Origin of the sequence: Hymenobacter aquaticus (genome assembly GCF_004765605.1) — a bacterium.
GTDB classification, from domain to species: Bacteria; Bacteroidota; Bacteroidia; order Cytophagales; family Hymenobacteraceae; genus Hymenobacter; species Hymenobacter aquaticus.
In genome coordinates this window covers 447600-466656 of sequence record NZ_SRLC01000001.1, presented here as the reverse complement: position 1 = coordinate 466656, position 19057 = coordinate 447600, and the positions used below count along the sequence as shown (strand labels likewise).

Below are 19057 nucleotides of genomic sequence, written 5' to 3'. Positions count from 1 at the left end.
GCTGCTTGCAGTCGGCGCGGTAGGTAGCAATAAGGTCTACAGGAGGTCGTTTCAACAAAAGTCGTCAGGCTCCCCTCTCCTGTGGAGAGGGGCCGGGGGTGAGGTTTCGTATGCGCCGCTTAACCATCGTTCTGTGCTGGGTGCTGTTGCGGGCCGCGTGGCCGGCTTCGGAAGCTCATGCCCAGAACGTGCCGCCGGAAAAGCCGCGCGTGACGCGCATCCTGTTCCTGCTCGATGCCTCGGGCTCGATGATGGCGCCCTGGGAAGGCCGGGCCCGGATGGACGTAGCCAAGAGTCTGCTCTCGAAGATGGCCGACTCGCTCAACGCCTACCCCAACCTGGAGCTGGCCCTGCGGCCCTACGGCCACCTGTATGGCAAGGAGGAAAACAACTGCGAGGACTCGCGCCTGGAAGTGCCTTTTGCCGCCAAAAACGCCAAGGCCATCAAGGACAAGCTCAAGCAGATCGAGCCCCGCGGCAACACGCCGATTACCTACTCGCTGCAGCAGGCCGCTAACGACTTTCCGACCGACAAAACCGCCCGCAACGTGCTGATTCTGATTACCGACGGCCTGGAATCCTGCAAAGGCGACCCGTGCGCCACCTCCATTGCCCTGCAACGGAAGCGGATTTTCCTCAAGCCGTTCGTTATCGGCATCGGGGCGGAAAAGGAGTTTGGCAAGCAGCTCGAATGCCTGGGCCAGTACTACAACGCGGCCGACGTGAAGACCTTCCGCCAGGTGCTCGACAACGTTATTGCCCAGACGCTGACCAAAACCACGGTCAGCGTGAACCTGACCGACGAGGCGGGCAAGCCGGTGGAAAGCAACGTGAACCTGACCTTCGTCAACAACGTGACGGAAACGCCGGAGTACAACTACGTGCACTACCGCGACGCGCAGGGCAAGCCCGACGTGCTCGACATCGACGCGCTGCAGAGCTACGACCTGGTCATCAACACGGTGCCGCCCATCCGGCAGCCGAACCTGGCCATCCGGCCCGGCAAGGCCAACGTGCTGACATACAAAACGCCCCAGGGCGTGCTGGTCCTACAGTCGCCGAACATAGCGCCGAACCCATACGGCAAGGTGCAGGCGGTGGTGCGGGCGGCGGGCAACCCGGCCACGGTGGTCAGCCTGAACTTCGGCACCAAGCAGAAGCTGCTGGCCGGCAACTATGAAGTGGAGCTGCTCACCCTGCCCCGCATCGTGCGCCGCGTCAGCATCCGGCAGGGCCAGGAAACGGCCGTTACCTACGACGCGCCCGGCACGCTCAACATCGTGACGGACCTGAAAGGCTACGGCAGCATCTACCGCCTGAACAACGACGAGTCGCAAACCTGGGTGTATACCCTGCCCGAAGGCAGCAGCAAGATCAACCTGCCCATGCAGCCGGGCGCCTACCGCCTGGTGTTCCGCACCGCCACGGCCACCGGCAGCAAGTTCACCGACGTGCGCAACTTCACGATTCGCAGCGGGCAGACCAGCTCGGTGAGCATGTTTAACAAATGAGCTTTTTCTTCGTCTGTCATCCTGAACGAAACGAAGTGGAGTGAAGGACCTTCCTCACCTACCCCACCAAGCCTGATACCAATGTCCTAAACCTGTCATTCCACCAAGCCTGATACCAACGCCCTAACCCCCAATGTTTGCCCACTGCTACTACGTCTACATCGTCACCAACCCGGCCAAGACTTCGGTCTACACCGGCGTGACGAATGACGTAGCGCGGCGTATTCAGGAGCATTTCGATAACCGGGGCAACCGTAGCACCTTCGCCGGCCGCTATTTTTGCTACAACCGGGTGTACGTCGAGCCTTTCGAGCACATCGAGGGCGCTATTGCCCGCGAGAAGGAGATAAAGGGCTGGACGCGGGCGAAAAAAGACGCGCTGATTGAAATGGCCAACCCGCAGTGGCTGACCTTGAATTACGCGGAGCTGTGAGCTTCTTCGCAGTGAATGGGCCTGGTCACTGAGGTGAGGAAGGTCCTTCGCTTTGCTCAGGATGACAGAACAAACAACGTTGCCGGACGAAACAACGACACAAAAAGAAACTCAAAACTTCCCTTTCCATACCGAATGAAAGATTTCCCCTACACCGAATCAAAAGACACCCGCTCCGGCTTTGGCGTGGGCTTGCACGAGCTGGGCAAAAGCAACCCGAACGTAGTGGCCCTCACCGCCGACCTGACCGGCTCGCTCAAGATGGATGCCTTTAAGAAAGACTTCCCCGAGCGGTTTTTCCAGGTGGGCATTGCCGAAGCCAACATGATGGGCATTGCGGCCGGCCTCACCATCGGCGGCAAGATTCCCTTCACCGGCACGTTTGCCAACTTCAGCACCGGCCGCGTCTACGACCAGATCCGCCAGAGCATTGCCTACTCGGATAAGAACGTGAAGATCTGCGCCAGCCACGCCGGCGTAACGCTGGGCGAGGACGGGGCCACCCACCAGATTCTGGAAGACCTGGGCATGATGAAGATGCTGCCCCACATGACGGTCATCAACCCCTGCGACTTCAACCAGACCAAGGCCGCGACCATTGCCATTGCCGAGCACGAAGGCCCGGTGTACCTGCGCTTCGGCCGCCCCGTAGTGCCCAACTTCACCCCCGCCGACCAGAAGTTCGAAATTGGCAAGGCCGTACTGCTGAACGAAGGCGCCGACGTGAGCATCTTCGCCACCGGCCACCTGGTATGGAAGGCCATCCTGGCCGGCCACATCCTGGCCGAGAAAGGCATCGACGCCGAAATCATCAACATCCACACCATCAAGCCCCTCGACGCCCAAGCCATCCTGGCCTCGGTGCGCAAGACCGGCTGCGCCGTGTCGGCCGAAGAGCACCAGATGAACGGCGGCCTCGGCGACAGCATCGCCCAGCTGCTGAGCCGCGAGGAGCCCCTGCCCCTGGAAATGGTGGCCGTCAACGACTCCTTCGGCGAGAGCGGCACCCCCGACCAGCTCATGGAGAAATACGGCCTGATGGAAAACGACATCGTGAAAGCCGTGGAGAAAGTGCTGGCCCGCAAGGCGAAGTAAGGTTCTTGCTCCCCCAGAACGTCATGCTGAGCTTGTCGAAGCATCTCGCGTGCTGACGTTGCCAGAGTAATCTGATTACCGTTGCACGCGAGATGTCTCCCGCTGGTCGACATGACGGTCATAGTTATATTGAAACGGCCCCGGTTGCACGATGCAGCCGGGGCCGTTCTTGTTATAGGAGAATCATTCTTAATTAGAAAGCTAAATATCAACTTCGCCGCCTCATGGTATTACCTTAGCTTTCCCATGGCATCTTTCTAAAGTAATCCTCATCTATTCCTGTACCTATAACTAAGTCTCTCTGTTCTCTTAACTCCATAAACTTTCTTAATCCAGGATATGGAAACTCTACCCGTTCTTCTCCTCTGTATTCAGTTCTGTATGTTTTAAAGCCCATAAAATCGCCCCGTGTGATCAATAGAGCTCCCTCTTCAATTCTAAATCCTTCAAAAATATAAGATCTTACTTGGTCACACACAAAGTTTCCAGCTCTTGTTAATTCGAGCAATAAGTCTTCGATTAAAGCCACATGGAAATTATACTTATCTAAAGCTCGTCGTTCATTCTCAAAACTATATTCTTCGTCGCCTCGATATTTTTCACGATAATAAAGTTTGTAAAACTTTTCAACGGCGTAGCCATCAGGTCTCTCTTTAGGATATTCATAATATACTTTCATCAAATCATTAACTACGTTCTTAAAATTAATAAGAGCAGATTCAAGCTCCTTGTATCTATGTGGCCAAATACGAGACACTATGTAGTCAGGCAAACTTTTTAACGATTCAAATTGTAATTTTGGCAATATTTCACTTGGACCAAACATATAGGAAGTCCATATATTCCAGTTGTTTAGATCCGATAATTTAATAAATTGCTCAATATACGCAGCATATACTTCTTCGTCTTTTATTCTTTTAGGGTCTGCTACTAAATTATTTTTCACCCATGCCTCATGAGTAGACTTAAACTCATGTAGTTTCTGAACTGTATATTCATTCTCCTGGTCATCTACTATTTTATGATGAACGCTACATAGTAATATCAAATTATCATACTTATCACGTTGATCAAGAGACAAAGAGCTTTTACCTCTCGGCCCATCTATCTTCTGAGCCACAATATGAGCTTCCTCTCCAATTACTGATGGATCATCAGTTGATGTTTCATCAACAACTAACACCTTCTTACATTCAGGAAATGCGCACATATTGCCTGAACGCCCCCAGATCATTTTATGTGTTTTTAAAGATATACTCATCTGGTTTCTTTTACATGCTAAGTGCAACAAGTTACCATTTCTTAAAGAGATGACCCTTATTTACAAAGACGTTTTTTTGTAACTATACGTAAATACACATTACCCCACCAACCCTTCCCCACCCCTCCGGAAAACTCCGCCCCACCCACGAAACCTTTCCTGAGCCCTCCGGAAAACTCCGACCCACCCGAGAAACCTTTCCTGAGCCCTCCGGAAAACTCCGGCCCCTTGACGAAACGTTTCCTGGGCACTCCGGAAAACTTTGGGCCGCCCAGGAAACCTTTCGCGGGCACTCCGGAAAACTTCGGGGTGCCCGCGAAACCTTTCCTGAGGGCTCCGGAAAACTCCGGGGTGCCCGCGAAACCTTTCCTGAGGGCTCCGGAAAACTCCGGGGTGCCCGCGAAACATTTCCCGGGTAGTCCGCTCTTTTCCAGCTAGGTAAACTCGACTATTCTCAGTACCTAGAAGCATGTTTAATCCTTTATTTACTTTCTATTATGCTTTCGTTTGAAAAGATTTTTAGCAACTGGTTTGATGACGTGGCCCTGAGCCATGCCGACCTCGAAGCCGGCACCCGCGACCACCTGGAGCGGCTGCGCAAGGGCAACGACAAGGACCGTTTCGCCGACCTGATTAAGGCCACGGAGGACCGCTACACGGCGTATTTCGGGCAACGCTCCGACTCGGCAACGGCCCGCAGCACGGGCAAGGGCCGCACCCTCACGCTGGGCGAAGCCGAAACTGCTCTGGTGCAGTGGCTCGTGGGTGAGGGCCGGGAGGCCATCAATTACAAGATCAAGAAAGAGGCCGACCGGCTGCGCTTCTACCCTAGCGGCAGCTCCGAGTACCACCGCGCCGACCACAGCGAATGGCCCGGCCTGCTGGAGCGCCTCGATACGGCATTTAAAGACCTGGGCGGCCTGCTCGATACCGACGTGAAGGCTGCGTATGCGGTCCACCGCGACGCGCTGCTCTCGGCCCTCAAAACTCAGAGCGGGCAGAAAAAGCAGCAGGCCGACGCCAGCCTGGGCAGCAATGCCGAGCGCGACCGGCTGACGTTGCAGCTCTCCCGCAACGCCCGCACCCTGGGCCTAGCCTTTGATGAGCAGCCCGGCGAAGCGGCGTCTTACTTCGATAAAAAGTACTTCAACCAGCACCAGCCCGCCGGCAAGGAGGTGAAGGCCCCGAAGCCGACGGCCGCCTGAGGCCGGGCGGACGCGCCTCCCGGCCCTGCATACGTGCAAACGGCCCCGGTTGCGCTTTGCAGCCGGGGCCGTTTCGTTGCTTAAAAATTGGCAAAAACCCTTCACCAACAGGTGACAAAGGGTTTTTATAGTCGCTCGGCCTTGCGGGGCAAGGCTGGAGTTTCCCAGTACTACACGCCGGCCGGGTCGAAGAGAAACTTCAGGGGCGGCAGAATTTTGTAAAGCAACCGGTTGTCGGTGGTAATAATTTCGGCCGTGGCCGTCATGCCATTCTTGTACTTGAGCGTGCGGCCCTGGGTCGTGACCAGGTGCGCCGGCAGCTCTACCCGGGCCAGGAACACGTTGTTTTTGAGCAACACCTCCGCCACGGATGTAATGCGGCCTTTCACCAAGCCATATTCCTGGTACGGGTACCCGCTGAACTTTATCAGAACGGTTTGGCCGGGCTGCACTTTGCCGGCGTTCTGCTGGGCAATGTTTATTTCGCCCGTGTAACGCGTATTGGCCGGAGCAATGTAAAACAGCTCCTGATTCAGGCTAACCTGCTGGTTTTCCTGCAGCGGACGCGGCAGATACAGCGTGCCGGCCGTGGGAGCCCGCACAATGTAGCGGGCCATCCAGGTATCCGTTGCGCTTTGCAGGGTATTGATAGCCTGCTGAAAGTTGTCGAGCTGCTCGGCCAGGGCTTTGGCCAGCTCCAGGCTTTCTTTTTGCTTCAGGCGCTGCGCACTCGTGTTAAGAATAACCCCCGAGGCCACTTGCGTATACAGCAGCTGCCGCTCCAGCAGCTTGCTTTTCTCCCGTTCGAGCTCCAGCCAGGGAATCACCTTTTGCTGAGCCAGTTGCTTCTGGGCCTGAAACTGCTGCCGGGCTATGTCCAGCTCCGCCTTTTGCAGGGCTTCCTGATGCCGCAAATTGGTTTCCAGCTTCTTTAAATCCAGCAGTTGGCCGTCGAGGATATCCTTTTGCTGCCGGTAATACTGGGTCAGAGTATTAAATTTTATCTGCGTGTATTTCTGCAGAAAGCTCTGGTAGTCGTTTTGCAGCTCGCCCAGCCGGTGAAACCCGTGCAGGGGCAGCTTTTGCAGGTCGGCATACTGGTTTTGCCGGGCCAGCTGCCACGCCGCTTGCAGGGTACGGGCCAGGGCCAGCACTTCGGCGTGGTCGGCGGTGCTTTCCAGGTACGCCAGGGGGGCGCCGGCCAGCACGGGCGCGGTGTCGTGGGCCAGCAGCTTCACGATGCGCCCTTCCGTGCGCGCCACGGCTACTTTGGGGGCATTCACGGAGGTGAGCGTGAAGCCGGCCGTCACCACATCGGGGTAATGAATCAGCCAGGTACACAGGAAAATCAGCCCCGTAGCGGCCAGCCCAAACGCCCCGCCCCAGCGTAGCAGCCACGGCGGCCGGCGGGAAAGCACTTCCTGCACTTCCTCCGCCCGCAGCTCGATTAAATAAGTCGGATTGTCGGTCGGCATATCAGGCGCTTAGTTCCAGCTGGTTTTTCACTAACTCCCAGTAGCTGCCCCGGGTAGCTACCAACTGGGCGTGCGTGCCTGCTTCCACGATACTGCCCTTGTCGAGGACCACAATCTGGTCGGCGTGCATCACGGTGCTCAGGCGGTGGGCAATAACGACGACGGTGCGCCCCCGGAAAAATTCGTTCAGCCGTTCCACAATCACCGCCTCGTTGTTGGCGTCGAGGGCATTGGTGGCCTCATCCAGGAAAATGAATTGCGGATCTTTGTACACGGCCCGGGCAATGAGAATGCGCTGGCGCTGTCCCTGACTGATACCGTTGCCCTCCGCCCCGATGGTGGTGTGGTAGCCCAGCGGCAGGGTCTGAATAAAGTCGCGCAGGTTAGCCACGTGCACGGCGTGCTCCAGGCGCTCTATTTCAATGTGGTCTACGCCCACGGCAATGTTGCGGGCAATGGTATCGGAAAACAAAAAGCCGTCCTGCATTACCACGCCGCACTGGCTGCGCCACTGCGAGTGGCTCACGGAGCGCAAAGCCCCATTGCCCAGGCGAATTTCCCCGCTGCTGGGGTCATGAAAACGCAGCAGCATTTTGAGCAGCGTGGTTTTGCCGCTTCCGCTCATCCCCACGATGGCCGTCGTTTTGCCGCCGGGAATCAAGAGGTTAATCTGGTTCAGAATGGGCTCCCCCACCAGGTACTGAAAGCTGACGTGGTTGAATTGCAGGCTGTTTGCGTGGGCCTCGCGCCAGGTGCTGCCCGGGGTTAGCGGGGCCGGCAGCACATCGGCGGATTCCTCATCGGCCACGGCATGGATTTCGTTGAGGCGCTCCAGGCTGATGCGCGCGTCCTGAAAGCCCTGCACAAACCCGATGAGCTGCTCGATGGGGCTGCTTAGCTGCCCCACGATATACTGGAGCGCCAGCATCTGGCCCAGGGTAAGCTGCCCGTTTACGACGGCCTGAGCCGCCATAAACAGGATAATGATGTTTTTACCGTCGTTCAGCAGCACAGCGCCCGTTTGCTGGTACTGATTCAGGGCAAGACTACTCATTTGCAGCTTGTAGAGCCGGGCCTGAATTCGCTCCCAGGCCCAGCGCATGGGGCGCTCGGCACCGGCCAGCTTTATTTCCTGCATGCCCTGTAGCAGCTGCACCATCATGCTCTGGTCGCGGGCCGAAACGTCGAATCGTTTGTAGTCCAGACTTTTACGCTTGGCCAAAAACAGCATGATCCAGCCGAAATACAGCAGGCTGCCCAGGATAAACACGGTAAATATCGGCAGGCTGTAGATAGCCAGGGCCCCGGAGAATATAACCAGACTGATACAGGAAAACACAACGTTCACCGTCTGCCCGGTCAGAAAGGCCTCGATGCGGTGGTGGTCGTTTACGCGCTGCAGCAAGTCGCCGAAATGCTTGGTATCGAAGAACGCCACCGGCAGGCGCATGAGCTTGATGAAGAAGTCCGAGAGAATACTGATGTTCACCCGAACACTTATGTAGAGCAGGATCCAGCCTTTAATAAAGTCATTCACGAGCCGGCCGACCATCAGCAAAAACTGCCCCGCCAATATCAGGTAGAGGAAAGGAACGTTCTGCGTGTTAATTCCCACATCGACCACCGACTGGGTCAGAAAAGGCATGAGCAGTTGCAGCCCGCTGCCCACGAGGATGCTGATCAGCAGCTGGAGCAGCAGCCGCTTGTAGGTCCATAGGTAAGCCAGGATTTTCTCCGCGCTGTAGGCCGTGTTGCGCTCTGCCTCCTGCTCGTGCAGGGCCTCGGTCGGCTCCAGCATCAGCACCACGCCCGTATCCTCGGAACCAGGCTGCGGAGTCAGCCAGTGCTGCCTAAAGTCGTCTACCGGACAGGTGATCAGCCCGATGTTCGGATCCGCGATTCGCACGGACCTATACTGCCCGGCTGCTTCTCCGGCCTCGGCCTCGGCCGTGCGAAACGGCAGGCGGGAAGCCCAGGGCCGGCGCGCTTTTTTCGCCTCATATACGACCACGAAGTGCTGCTGCCGCCAATGCACGATACACGGCAGCGGCGCATCTTCTACCAGCTGCTCAAATGAAATCTGGGCGCCCAGCGCCCGAAAGCCAATGGCTTCGGCGGCATCTGCCAACCCCAGCAGCGAGACTCCTTCCTTGCTGATGCGGGCTTTCTCCCGCAGGGTCTGCGCCGAAAACGTGCGACCATAATGCTTGGCCACCATGCGCAAACAGGCCGGGCCACAGTCTTTCTGGTCCAGTTGTTTGTAGAATGGAAAATCACTCATAAAGAACTATGACGGTATGATAAGAATAAAAACACGCTCTAAAAACATAGGTAATAACGCACAAGTATACACAGAAGTCGGCCAACCAGCGCAAGGTACCGGCCCCGCTTTTTTTCGCGGCGCTCCTTCCGGGTCCCAGAGCCGGGCCCGCCGCTCGCCTCGGTGCTCGACCCATAGTAAGGCCGCGTGGGCTAAGCTTATTACTGAGCGCCACGCGGGGCAGCAGGACCGGCAGATATTTTTTGGCCGCTTCTTTTAAATTCTGGAGACTCCCTTATATTTGGCTCAACAATTACTTTATCGTTGCTATTATTTCAGTGCTTTTTTAGGCTGTAATTTTTACTTGATGCTATTCTTATCGTTGCTGCTGGCGGTTCTGCACGCTGGCTACAGTTGCCTGTTTCCTGGCTCTTCCTCGTCCTCTCCCGCTGCTACTGCCGCAGCCGCCAAGACCATCGTTTCCGGCCAGCTGGAACATGCGCCGGCCGGGGATACCGTGCGCCTGGAATTTGGCAAGACCAAGCTTAAAACACCCCTGCGGGCCGACGGGACCTTTACCCTGACGCTGCCCGCGAATATGGCCCAAGCGACGCCGGCATCCCTGTACTATGCCCGGCAGCACGCCAGCCTCTACCTAACGCCCGGCGACAGCCTGCACCTGCGCCTCGACTTTCCGCGCTTTGATGAAACGCTGCGGTTTACTGGCCGCGGGGCCGCCGCCAATAATTATCTGGCGCAGGCGCTGTGGCAATTCGAGTATGGGCCAGCGGGTTCGGTGGCCCGGCCAATGGAGCAGCGCACGCCCCAAACAACGGCCGCGCAAATGCGGGCTTACGCCGACGCCTTTCGCCAAAAGCGCCGCGCCTTCCTGGCGACCTACGCGCAAGCCCATGCGTTGAGCGCCACCTTCAAGCAGGATGCGGCCCTGCACATCGACCTGCAGTGGGCAATTTCGCTGCTCGACTACCCGCGCTACCTGCGCGATACCAACAAGCAGCCCCTCTCTTTACCGGCTTCTTATTTCAGTTTTCTGTCTGAGCTGCCCCTGAAAAAGCTGGATTACTATTCCGGCCGCGACCCCTACGAGTCGACACTGGTGCTGCAGTTTCTGACCGTTTATAGTAGCCGGCTGGTTCCGTCCGGCACGCTCAGCCCTAGCCCCACGGAGGGCCCCCGGGTCTATGCGCAGGCCACGGCCGACCTGGGGCCCACCGCCGCGCGCGACAAAGCTATATACCAACTGCTGAGCTACCAGCTGGATACCAATACGGCCGGCGTAGTAGCGGCAATGCCCACCTTCCGGCAGCAAAACCGGGACTCCGCCCTGGCGCGCAACCTGCGCGAGATGGTCGGTAAGCAGCTGCGCGTGCAGCCCGGGCAGCCAGCCCCGGCCTTTACCCTGCTCGACAACATGGGCAACAAGGTGGCGCTCAGTGATTATAAAGGCAAAGTAGTGTACCTCGACTTTTGGGGGAGCTGGTGCGCGCCCTGCCTGGCCGAAATACCAGCCAGTACTGCCCTGCGGCAAAAGATGGCGGGACGTGAGGTCGTGTTTATTTCCGTCGCCGTGGGCGATACGGAGGAGAAGTGGCAGCGGACCCTGCGGGAGCATCAGCTTACGTCGGCGGCCGGCGTGCAGCTACGCAGCCCCGACAACACCCTGGCGACTGATTACCAGGTGTATTCGTATCCGTCGCACCTGCTTATCGGGCGCGACGGGCGTATCTGGGCCCGGCCGGCACCGGCACCGTCGGCGGGCGCCGAAGCGGAAGCCGCCATTGAAAGCGCCCTGCGCAAATAACGCGTAAGGGCCGGGCTGGCCCCATCGTCTCGCTGGTCTTTATGAGCGGCTATTTCAGGTCCGCATTGCTCGACACCAGTCAGTTAATCAAGTAAGTAAATATCCCTTGCCGGCAACGGTAATTCTATCTTAAGCCGGCTGTGCCCTCTCGTTCGAATGGCGCAGCACGGGGAATACGTCACAAACTATCCGATACATTACCATTAGTCTATTTTGTAATGGAAAAAACAGTCGCAACTTTTCTGTCCCATATAGGGGCCCCGGTGGCCGAGGCGCACTGCGAACGGCTGATTCGTACCCACTCGGATTTTCCGGCGCTGGTCAGTATTTCCGATGCGTTTGAGCGCCTGGGACTACAGCACGAAATGAGCATGGTAGACCGGGCCGAGCTTGACGCCCTGCCCTACCCCTGCCTGCTGCACACCGAAGCCGATGGGGGCGACATTGTTGCCATCCGGAAGCCCGGCGACGTTGCGGCCAATCAGGAAGCGTTGGCCTTCTGGAGCGGGGTCATTATTCAGGTTGATCCTCAGCCGGTCCTGGCCGTGCAGGAGCGCATTGGGGCCTACAAGCGCCAGCAGTTTTCCCGCTTTTTAGTCATGGCCCTGGCGCTTACGGGGGTCCTGACGACGGTCTACGGCGGGCTGCGGCTGGCCGCGCAAGCTCCTTCCGCCGCCGTAGGCGCCGGCATGGGCGGCCTGTTGGTGCTGGCGGCGGCCGGGGGCGCAATCGGCTATTTTCTGCTGGCCAAAGACCTGGGCATTAAGTACAGCTCGGTCGAGAATTTTTGCGCCGTGGAAGGCAATGCCAAAACGGATTGCAACCGCCTGCTAAATTCGGAGGGTGCTTCTATTCTGGGTGTACTCAAGCTTTCCGAGGCGGTATTTGCTTACTTCACCTTTCAGATTCTGGCCCTGTATGCGGCAGTTCTGAGTGGGGTACTATACCACGAAGCGCAGGCCGTTTTCCTGGCCCTGAGCCTGCTGGCATTGCCCGTTATCGGCTATTCGGTGGTGTACCAGTATGCCATTGCCAAAACCTGGTGCAAGCTGTGCCTGCTCGTTGATGCCGTTTTGCTGGCTCAGCTCGGCATCAGCGTGGTGCTGCACCAGCTGCAGCCCGTGGAAGCCACCGCTCTTGCGCCGGTGGCCGTGCTGGGCTTTGCCCTCCTGCTCGGGGCGGTGCTGGCGCTGACCGTGCTGGGCAAGGGCCTGCTGAAAGAGTACTTCACCGTCATCAAATCGGAAGCGGAGGCCTTGCGCGTTAAAGGCTCGGTAGCCGTCTTCAAGCACCTGCTACAGTTCACGCGCCGCATCACGATAACGCCCTTCACGGACGAGATTATTCTGGGCAGCCCCGAGGCCAAGCTCAAGCTCGTGCTGGTGCTCAATCTGCATTGCCAACCCTGCAAAGAGCATTTCCAGAAGGTAGTGGATGCTATTCAGGTGTATCCGCGGGAAATTCAGATTGCGCTGCGCTTTGTGCTCAGCGGCCGGGATGCCGACATTTCGCCGACGAGCGTGCACTACCTGATTCGCTACTGGCGGGAAAATATCCAGGGGCAGCCCGAGCAAACCCAGCGTACGGTACGCCTGCTGCAAGACTGGTTCGAGGACATGGACCTGGAGCGCTTCAAGCAGAAGCGGGTGGTTGATTTTTCGGTACCGGACAGCCACAGCGAGCAGTTGAGCCTGGCGCACCGGCAGTGGATTTTGCGGGAGCACATTACCCGCACGCCAGCCTTGTTTATCAACGGGTATTTCCTGCCGCAGAACTATACCCTGGATGATATTCTGGCCATGACGCAGGAGCTGATTTATTCGGCCGGCAAAGAAGAAGTAGCCGGATAACACAGCGCCGAACGGGCCCGATATAGCACGTTTTAGACAAGTATTGCTAGCCAAGAATTAGGATATGAAAATCGTTCAGAGTTTGTGGTCCGCTCCGGCGAAGGGGGCCGCCATTGAAGAGTCGCGGGTGCGGGGCGGGTGGCTGTCGGAGAAGTATCATCACTACAGCATGGCCCTGAGCTGCTCGTTGCTGCGCCGGTGGTACCCGCAGGTAGAACTGGTGACGGATGAGGCCGGGGCCAAGCTGCTCATCGACCAGCTGCAGCTGCCTTATACCCACGTAAATGTGTGCTTGGACCGCCTGAACCACTACCCGGCAGGCCTCTGGAGCCTGCCCAAGCTGTATGCCTATCATCTGCAGCAACAGCCCTTCCTGCACGTCGACGGCGACGTTTTTACCTGGGCGCCCTTTAAAGTAGAGCACTTGGGCCCCAGCTTTCTGTTGGTGCAAAGTCCGGAGCTGGAGCATCACGAGTCCTACGCTCGGCCGCTGCAGCACTTTCAGGCTACGCTACAGGGCCTGCCTGGCTGCATGCGGCCGGCCGCTACCCAGGCTCCCGTGGTGACGGCCATAAACGCCGGCGTACTGGGCGGCTCCGACCTGGATTTTCTCAGCAGCTATTCCCGGCAGGCGCTGGCGCTGATTGACACCAATACAGAGCGGTTGGCCGCCGACGTATTTGCCGGATATTCGAACACCATTATTGAGCAGTTCTTCTTTAAGCAGCTAGCGGAAAGCCAGGGTAAAAAAATCAATTTCCTGTTCGATAAGCTCGGCAAGAACTTCGAGGAAATCCTGCATTTCGACCAGGTTCCCGTCACGGGCACTTACATTCACGTGCTGGGCAGCGCCAAGCAGAAGTATTATAACTGCTTGCAGGTAGAAAACCGCCTGCGGTATCACTTTCCCGGGGTTTACCACCGGATTAACCGGTTTTATAAGCAGCAGGAGCTTTTTCAGGAGCCGGACCGCTTATTTCCGGAAGGCAATACGCAGGCGCCCATGTACCGGGTAGCCTGGGCCGGGCCGACTGCCGGGGCCACCCCGGACCTCGTGCTGGAGCCCGGCCCCCGGCGGGAGCTTACCGGGGCGACCGAAACGCCGCTGCGCGTTGCCGCAGCCGACAGCCTGAACCTGGAAGCTCTTCAGGCCACCGTGGCCGACCTCACCGGCTTTGGGTTTCCCAACGCGGAGGCTGTCTATCGTTTCATGGCCCAGGCCAGCATCGAGGATATTCTGCACACCGCGTTTACCCTGGCTCCCAGCGCGGCTATCATCGAGGTGCCGGCGGCCAGCACGCTGCACGCTGCCTTGTCGGGCGCTTTTGACGATGCCCTGGAGCCCGAGGATAGTATTCTTTCCATTCTGACGAAGCTGGACACGGACGAGGTATTCATGCAGCCGCTCGTCAACTGGGAACAACTCCTGACTTATTTCCAGGGAGAAGTACTCAGCGGCAACGAGCTGATGGAAATAATAGACGCTAACAATCCGGGCGAAATTCCGACTACGCACATTAAAAGCCTGGTTTTTGGCTTCCTCTGCTTTCATCTCACCCACACCGGCAACCTGTGCGTTGTCGGCCCGGCGGCGGTGGGGAGTACCGCCGAAGCGGTAGTGCGGGAGCTGCATCCTGCGCTGTAGAATACGCTAGCTAATCTGATTCTTCTTACCTGATATTGTTCGGCCGAACATGGGTTTTCTGGCTTGTGTACCCTTAAACATGACCGTAATTTATTTTTTTCAATTTCCTTTTTTTATGAAAACTGCTGTAAAATTTAGTGGCTCGAAAATCAAAAATCTGTTGAGCCGGGAGCAAATGAAGGGGCTGGTTGCCGGCGACGGTGGCTGCGGCTCGTGTTCGGGCTTTGGCTGCTACTCCGGTGGCGGCACGTGCTACTGCCTGATGCGCGGCTCCGGAACCGGCGCTTCGATGTGCAGCTAGCACCAGCAGATACCCCGCGAGGGTAGCGCCGGCCCGGCGCGCCCGCGCGAGTAGCCCCCGACGGCGGCATTGCTAAAAAAGCGTGTTGCTTACTGCCGTATCTGAGTTGCATTCTACCCGGACGCTCCTGGTAAAATAACTCGGATACCCAGCTCAGATTCGCGTAATCTGGCTGGCGGCAGTGAGCAACACGCTTTTTGTATGCCCCGGTGCCTGCCTCATCTTTGGCCGAAAGCTGCTACCCCCGTGGCCTGCCACCCCATAGCAACGGCCCCGCACCTCAGGCTAGCGCTACGGCACTCACAGGGGCCCGAGGGCCAGCGAAACTTCCACCGCCGCCCGGTTGCCGGCCAGCTTTTCCACCTTGTCCAGGGTCACGACGGTGGGCATGGTCTCAGGGCCAAAGCCGATTTCCTCGTCTAGTCGCAGGGGCGCGGCTTGGGAGTTTTTGTGGCGGGCCAGGTAGCTTGTCAGGGCCCGGATGCCGGCGTTCAGGTCGAGGGGCGCGTGCAGGCCCGGGCGCGTTTCCCGGAGCAGGGTTATGGCATGCGCGTACCAGGCCGCCAGGTCGGAAGGTGGCTGCGGGAAGCGGGTCGTTTCGAAGCGGAAGGTCAGCACGTAGGACTCGCAGCCCCAGTTTTTTATCTGGAGCCGGTCGCCGTTGGCGAAGCGTACGGTTTCGATGCCGGTGCGCTGGTCGGGCTGCAAGCGGAAAGTAGTATTGGGAAACACCGCCTTTTTCACCACCGGCTCGGCCGCGCCCCGGGTACAGTCCTCGTTTTGGAGCAGCGGGTCCGGCTGGCAGCGGCCGGGCGGGCTCACGCGGGAAATAGTCGGGCGCAGGGCAGATTCATACTCCAGGCCGCTGAGCAGCAGGCCCAGGGAAATAAGTAACGTATGCATGCTGGCGGGGTATCGTTTGGCAGATGTTGGGGCGTAGCAATAGAAAGGGCCAGAAGATAGAGAAAGTGGGCCGGTTGGCCAGCTTTTCCGGGGTCGGGCTACCTTTGCCGCTCATCATGGCAGCCATGCCGCGCCCGGAATGTCCTTTCGCACCCTGCTCACGGTGGCCGTACTGCTCGGCTCCCGGCTGCCCACCCGCGCCCAGAAACCCGACACGACCCTCATCCGCTACAGCGGGCAGCTGGCGGGGCAGTACTCGGCCGGGGGCGTCAACCGCGCCCTGTTCTCCACTTCCCACTCGGCTACCCTGCTGCGGGGGCTGCACTTCGGGGCCCCGCTGACGGGCAGCTTCACCTTCGGCAAGCAGGAAGGGCTGCTCAAGGAGCGCGAGTGGCTGTTCAATGCCACGCCCTACTACTGGAAGGGGCGGTTCCGCTTCTACGGCATCGGGGGCTATGAGCGCAGCAACCTGCGGGGCATCAACAACCGGTTTCAGCTGGGCCTGGGGCCGGGCTGGGCCTTCTACGCCGACTCGCTGGGCCGGGAGCTAGCGGTGAGCAACCTCTTTATCCGGGAGGCTACGTACTTCCAGGGCGGCACCCAGCGGCGTGTCGCGCAGCTCTACCCGCCTGAAGCTGGTGTATTCCTACCGGGTGTTTTCGCTCAGCGCCACCACGCTCTACCAGCCCAACCTGCAAAATACCGCCGACTACCGCGCCACCCAGCTGACCACGCTGGCCCTGCGCTTTAGTTCGCGCTTTGCCATCACGGGTACGTATAGCTACACGTTTGAAAGCCGGGTGCTGGAAGGCAAGCCCACCGACAACACCAACGTGACGGTGGGCGTGGCCTTCAGCACGAAGTAGCCCGGAGCCCCTGCCCGCCGTGGCTACAGCGCCGGCCGCCGCAGCGTGGGCAGGTTCTGCCACTGGGGCAGGGGCTTGCCGGTGGCGTCGAACACGCTCAGCTCGGCCTTGTCGGCGTCGGGGCCGATGCCGACCAGGATGGAATAGGTGCGGGTCGGCGTTTCGCCCTGGTACTCATTGGCCCCGTAGGAAACCTGGCTTTCGGAGTCCTCCGGCACTTCGGCGGCCAGCAGAAACCCCGGATTCAGGTCGGCCGTGCCTTCCTCGTGCCGAGCTCCGGCGCTGCCGCCCACCGCGTCGGCGGCAAAGCGCAGGGTGGTGTAGCTGGTGCGGGTCAGGGTGAGGGTGAAGGTCTGGCCGCCCTGCCGGCTGGTGTAGGTCACGGGCTTGCCGGCGGGCAAATCCAGCGGAAACTGCACCGAATCCTCTTTGCCCATGACCAGCCACTGGCCGCGCACGGCGTAGGCCCCCGCCCCGCCCAGCGCGCGCAGCTCCTTCAGAAACCGGGGCGAGAGGTTGGCCGAGTCCGTCAGCTCCAGCTTCGGGGCCGCGGCCGCCGCTGCGGGCAGCACAGCGGCCGAATAGGCGGCGGCAACGGGCGGCGGGGCAGGCTGTTGGGTGGCCTGGTCGTCGGTTTTTTTGGTGGAGCAGGCTCCCAGCACACTCAGGCCAAGAAAAGCCCCGCAGGCGGCAGCTTGGGCGAAAGAACGAGACACGCGGAAAGGGGAAGAAAAAGCGGTGAGGAAAGGTAGCCGGCCGCAGCGGGCCGCCAGCACGGGCGCAACTTACTCATCAAACAGCATTCCCATCTTGCCCACCCGATAATCGCGCATGGCTTCCATCAGCTCGGTCTGGGTGTTCATCACGTAGGGCCCCTGCCAGGCCACGGGCTCGTGGTAGGGCTGGCCGGTGCACCACAGCAGGGTGGTTTCCTCCGTGGCCTGTACTTCCACGTCCTCGCCCTCGGCCTCAAATTCGACCAGCGTCCGGTCCCCGATGGCGCGCCCATTCACCTGCGCGCTGCCGTGCAGCACGTACAGCAGCAGGGTGCGCCCGGCCTCTACCGCCGCCCGCAGCTGCCCACCAGCCTTGAGGTGAATAACGGCGGCCTGAATGCCGGTAATCGACTCGACGGGCCCGGTTACATGCTGCCAGCGGCCGGCTACTACGCGCACGGTGCCGTGGTCGTCGGGCAGCGTCACCAGCGGAATCTGCGCGGCGGCGACGCCCTGGTAGCGGGGCTGGGTGCGCTTGAGGCGGGCCGGCAGGTTAATCCAGAGCTGCACGTATTCCAGGGTGCCGCCCGTCTCGCGCAATTCCCGCGGAATATTCTCGCTGTGCACGATGCCCAGGCCGGCCGTCATCCACTGCACGCCGCCGGCTCCGACCACGCCGGTATTGCCGCGGGAGTCGTGGTGGCGCACGGCCCCGGCCAGCACGAAGGTCACGGTTTCGAAGCCCCGGTGCGGGTGGGGCGCGAAGGGCAGGCCGCGGCCGTGCGGCTCCAGCTCCTCGGGGCCGGTGTGGTGCAGCAGCAGAAACGGGTCGAGCTGCTCGGCAAAGCGGCTGGGCAGGGGCTGGTAGGTGGTCAGGTGCTCCTGCTCGAGGCGCTCGGCCACGATGCGGCGGCGGATGGTTTTCAGGGACATAAGGGCAAAGGTAACGCCGGGCCGGGGCGGATTGAGTGGAGAGTTGAGGGCTGAGCCAGGGAAAAGCAGAAGGTGGGCTAGAACTTCCGGAACGTGAACTTCAGCCGCTGGCCGGTGTGCTGCCGACGCAGCACCAGCGTGTCCGAGAACTTGGGCTTGATGACGGAATCCCCCACGGCGGCCAGCTCCGTAATCCGCCGGCCGGTGGCGTTGGGAACGGTAGTGAACGTGTATTGCCGGTCACGGTCGTTGAGCACCAGCCGCTCGGTGGTATCCCGCTTGCGGGTCGCGCCTTCCACCACCAACGGATTCTGGACGTCGGTAATAACGCCCCGGAGCTGGCTGCCGTCGAATTCCCGGTAGTCCTGCTGCGGCCCGGTATACACCCGGCGCAACACGGCCTGCTCCCCCATCTTATCGTATTCGCGCAGCTGGTCGCCGTCGATTTTGTAATCCAGCCGCACGTGGTCGGTCAGCACCCAGATGGAGGTCGAGTTGTGGTCGTGGTAGCCCATGGTGGCCTGGGAGGCCGCGTAATAATACTCCGCATCCTTCCCCGGGCTTTGCTGGCCGTAGAAATGATAGCGCACGTGGGCCGTATCCTGAATTTCGAGCAGGGTAAAGCCAGTCTTCGTCTGTTCGACCCAAGTACCCCGCAGATACGGATACGGCGCATCCGGGCCCGCTTTCGTGGCAGCAGCGCCCGGCGGCTGGGAGTTGCAGGCCGAAACTAGCAGGGACGCCAGCAGGCAAAACCGGGAATGGACGTTGGGCATGGGCA

At 59.4% G+C, this 19057-nt stretch carries 17 protein-coding genes; 10 read left to right on the top strand and 7 right to left on the bottom strand.

What is annotated here, in order from left to right:
* Window positions 1–110: 110 nt before the first annotated feature.
* The 3 genes from E5K00_RS01905 to E5K00_RS01895 all read left to right on the top strand — a co-directional run bounded on the left by E5K00_RS01905 (window position 111) and on the right by E5K00_RS01895 (window position 3039).
* Window positions 111–1511: a vWA domain-containing protein gene (locus E5K00_RS01905; protein WP_135461126.1), complete on the top strand. Its 1401-nt coding sequence runs from the start codon at window positions 111–113 to the stop codon at window positions 1509–1511.
* 133 nt (window positions 1512–1644) lie between these two features.
* Window positions 1645–1944: a GIY-YIG nuclease family protein gene (locus E5K00_RS01900; RefSeq protein ID WP_135461124.1), complete on the top strand. Its 300-nt coding sequence runs from the start codon at window positions 1645–1647 to the stop codon at window positions 1942–1944.
* A gap of 135 nt (window positions 1945–2079) precedes the next feature.
* Complete coding sequence (locus E5K00_RS01895) at window positions 2080–3039, top strand: transketolase family protein (RefSeq protein WP_135461122.1); 960 nt, start codon at window positions 2080–2082, stop codon at window positions 3037–3039.
* 235 nt (window positions 3040–3274) lie between these two features.
* On the opposite strand, the gene E5K00_RS01890 is transcribed toward E5K00_RS01895, so the two are convergent.
* Complete coding sequence (locus E5K00_RS01890) at window positions 3275–4300, bottom strand: hypothetical protein (protein ID WP_135461120.1); 1026 nt, start codon at window positions 4298–4300, stop codon at window positions 3275–3277.
* Window positions 4301–4797: 497 nt separating this feature from the next.
* On the opposite strand from E5K00_RS01890, the gene E5K00_RS01885 reads away from it, so the two are divergent.
* A complete protein-coding gene (locus tag E5K00_RS01885; protein ID WP_135461118.1) occupies window positions 4798–5505 on the top strand; it encodes a hypothetical protein in 708 nt (235 codons plus the stop codon).
* Window positions 5506–5675: 170 nt separating this feature from the next.
* Here the strand turns inward: E5K00_RS01885 and E5K00_RS01880 are convergent, their stop codons facing one another.
* The gene (locus tag E5K00_RS01880; RefSeq protein WP_135461116.1) at window positions 5676–6980 is read right to left on the bottom strand and encodes an HlyD family efflux transporter periplasmic adaptor subunit; all 1305 of its coding nucleotides are present in this window, start codon (window positions 6978–6980) and stop codon (window positions 5676–5678) included.
* Window position 6981: 1 nt separating this feature from the next.
* Window positions 6982–9261 (bottom strand): peptidase domain-containing ABC transporter, encoded by a 2280-nt coding sequence (locus E5K00_RS01875; protein ID WP_135461114.1) that lies wholly within the window; start codon window positions 9259–9261, stop codon window positions 6982–6984.
* A gap of 346 nt (window positions 9262–9607) precedes the next feature.
* On the opposite strand from E5K00_RS01875, the gene E5K00_RS01870 reads away from it, so the two are divergent.
* The 4 genes from E5K00_RS01870 to E5K00_RS01855 all read left to right on the top strand — a co-directional run bounded on the left by E5K00_RS01870 (window position 9608) and on the right by E5K00_RS01855 (window position 14858).
* Window positions 9608–11062, top strand: coding sequence for a TlpA family protein disulfide reductase (locus E5K00_RS01870; RefSeq protein ID WP_167856714.1), 1455 nt, complete (start codon window positions 9608–9610; stop codon window positions 11060–11062).
* Between the two features lie 218 nt (window positions 11063–11280).
* Window positions 11281–12912, top strand: a complete 1632-nt coding sequence (locus E5K00_RS01865; RefSeq protein ID WP_135461110.1) for a vitamin K epoxide reductase family protein — start codon at window positions 11281–11283, stop codon at window positions 12910–12912.
* A gap of 64 nt (window positions 12913–12976) precedes the next feature.
* Entirely contained in the window at window positions 12977–14557 is a 1581-nt protein-coding gene (locus tag E5K00_RS01860) for a DUF6734 family protein (RefSeq protein ID WP_135461108.1), read from the top strand.
* Window positions 14558–14636: 79 nt separating this feature from the next.
* The gene (locus E5K00_RS01855; RefSeq protein ID WP_135461106.1) at window positions 14637–14858 is read left to right on the top strand and encodes a hypothetical protein; all 222 of its coding nucleotides are present in this window, start codon (window positions 14637–14639) and stop codon (window positions 14856–14858) included.
* 300 nt (window positions 14859–15158) lie between these two features.
* Here the strand turns inward: E5K00_RS01855 and E5K00_RS01850 are convergent, their stop codons facing one another.
* Complete coding sequence (locus E5K00_RS01850) at window positions 15159–15761, bottom strand: hypothetical protein (protein ID WP_135461104.1); 603 nt, start codon at window positions 15759–15761, stop codon at window positions 15159–15161.
* A 139-nt stretch (window positions 15762–15900) separates the two neighbouring features.
* Here E5K00_RS01850 and E5K00_RS22725 point away from each other — a divergent pair, with 139 nt between their 5' ends.
* On the top strand, window positions 15901–16512 hold the full coding sequence (locus E5K00_RS22725; protein WP_167856713.1) for a hypothetical protein: 612 nt from the start codon (window positions 15901–15903) through the stop codon (window positions 16510–16512).
* Window positions 16415–16627, top strand: coding sequence for a DUF481 domain-containing protein (locus E5K00_RS01845; protein WP_167856712.1), 213 nt, complete (start codon window positions 16415–16417; stop codon window positions 16625–16627). The genes E5K00_RS22725 and E5K00_RS01845 overlap by 98 nt, the downstream gene beginning before the upstream one ends.
* 23 nt (window positions 16628–16650) lie before the next feature.
* Here E5K00_RS01845 and E5K00_RS01840 read toward each other — a convergent pair whose 3' ends face one another.
* From E5K00_RS01840 to E5K00_RS01830, 3 genes are all read right to left on the bottom strand, one after another.
* Window positions 16651–17343, bottom strand: a complete 693-nt coding sequence (locus E5K00_RS01840; protein WP_135461100.1) for a hypothetical protein — start codon at window positions 17341–17343, stop codon at window positions 16651–16653.
* Between the two features lie 69 nt (window positions 17344–17412).
* Window positions 17413–18276 (bottom strand): pirin family protein, encoded by an 864-nt coding sequence (locus E5K00_RS01835; RefSeq protein ID WP_135461097.1) that lies wholly within the window; start codon window positions 18274–18276, stop codon window positions 17413–17415.
* Window positions 18277–18353: 77 nt separating this feature from the next.
* Window positions 18354–19052 (bottom strand): hypothetical protein, encoded by a 699-nt coding sequence (locus E5K00_RS01830; RefSeq protein WP_135461095.1) that lies wholly within the window; start codon window positions 19050–19052, stop codon window positions 18354–18356.
* Between the last annotated feature and the right edge of the window lie 5 nt (window positions 19053–19057).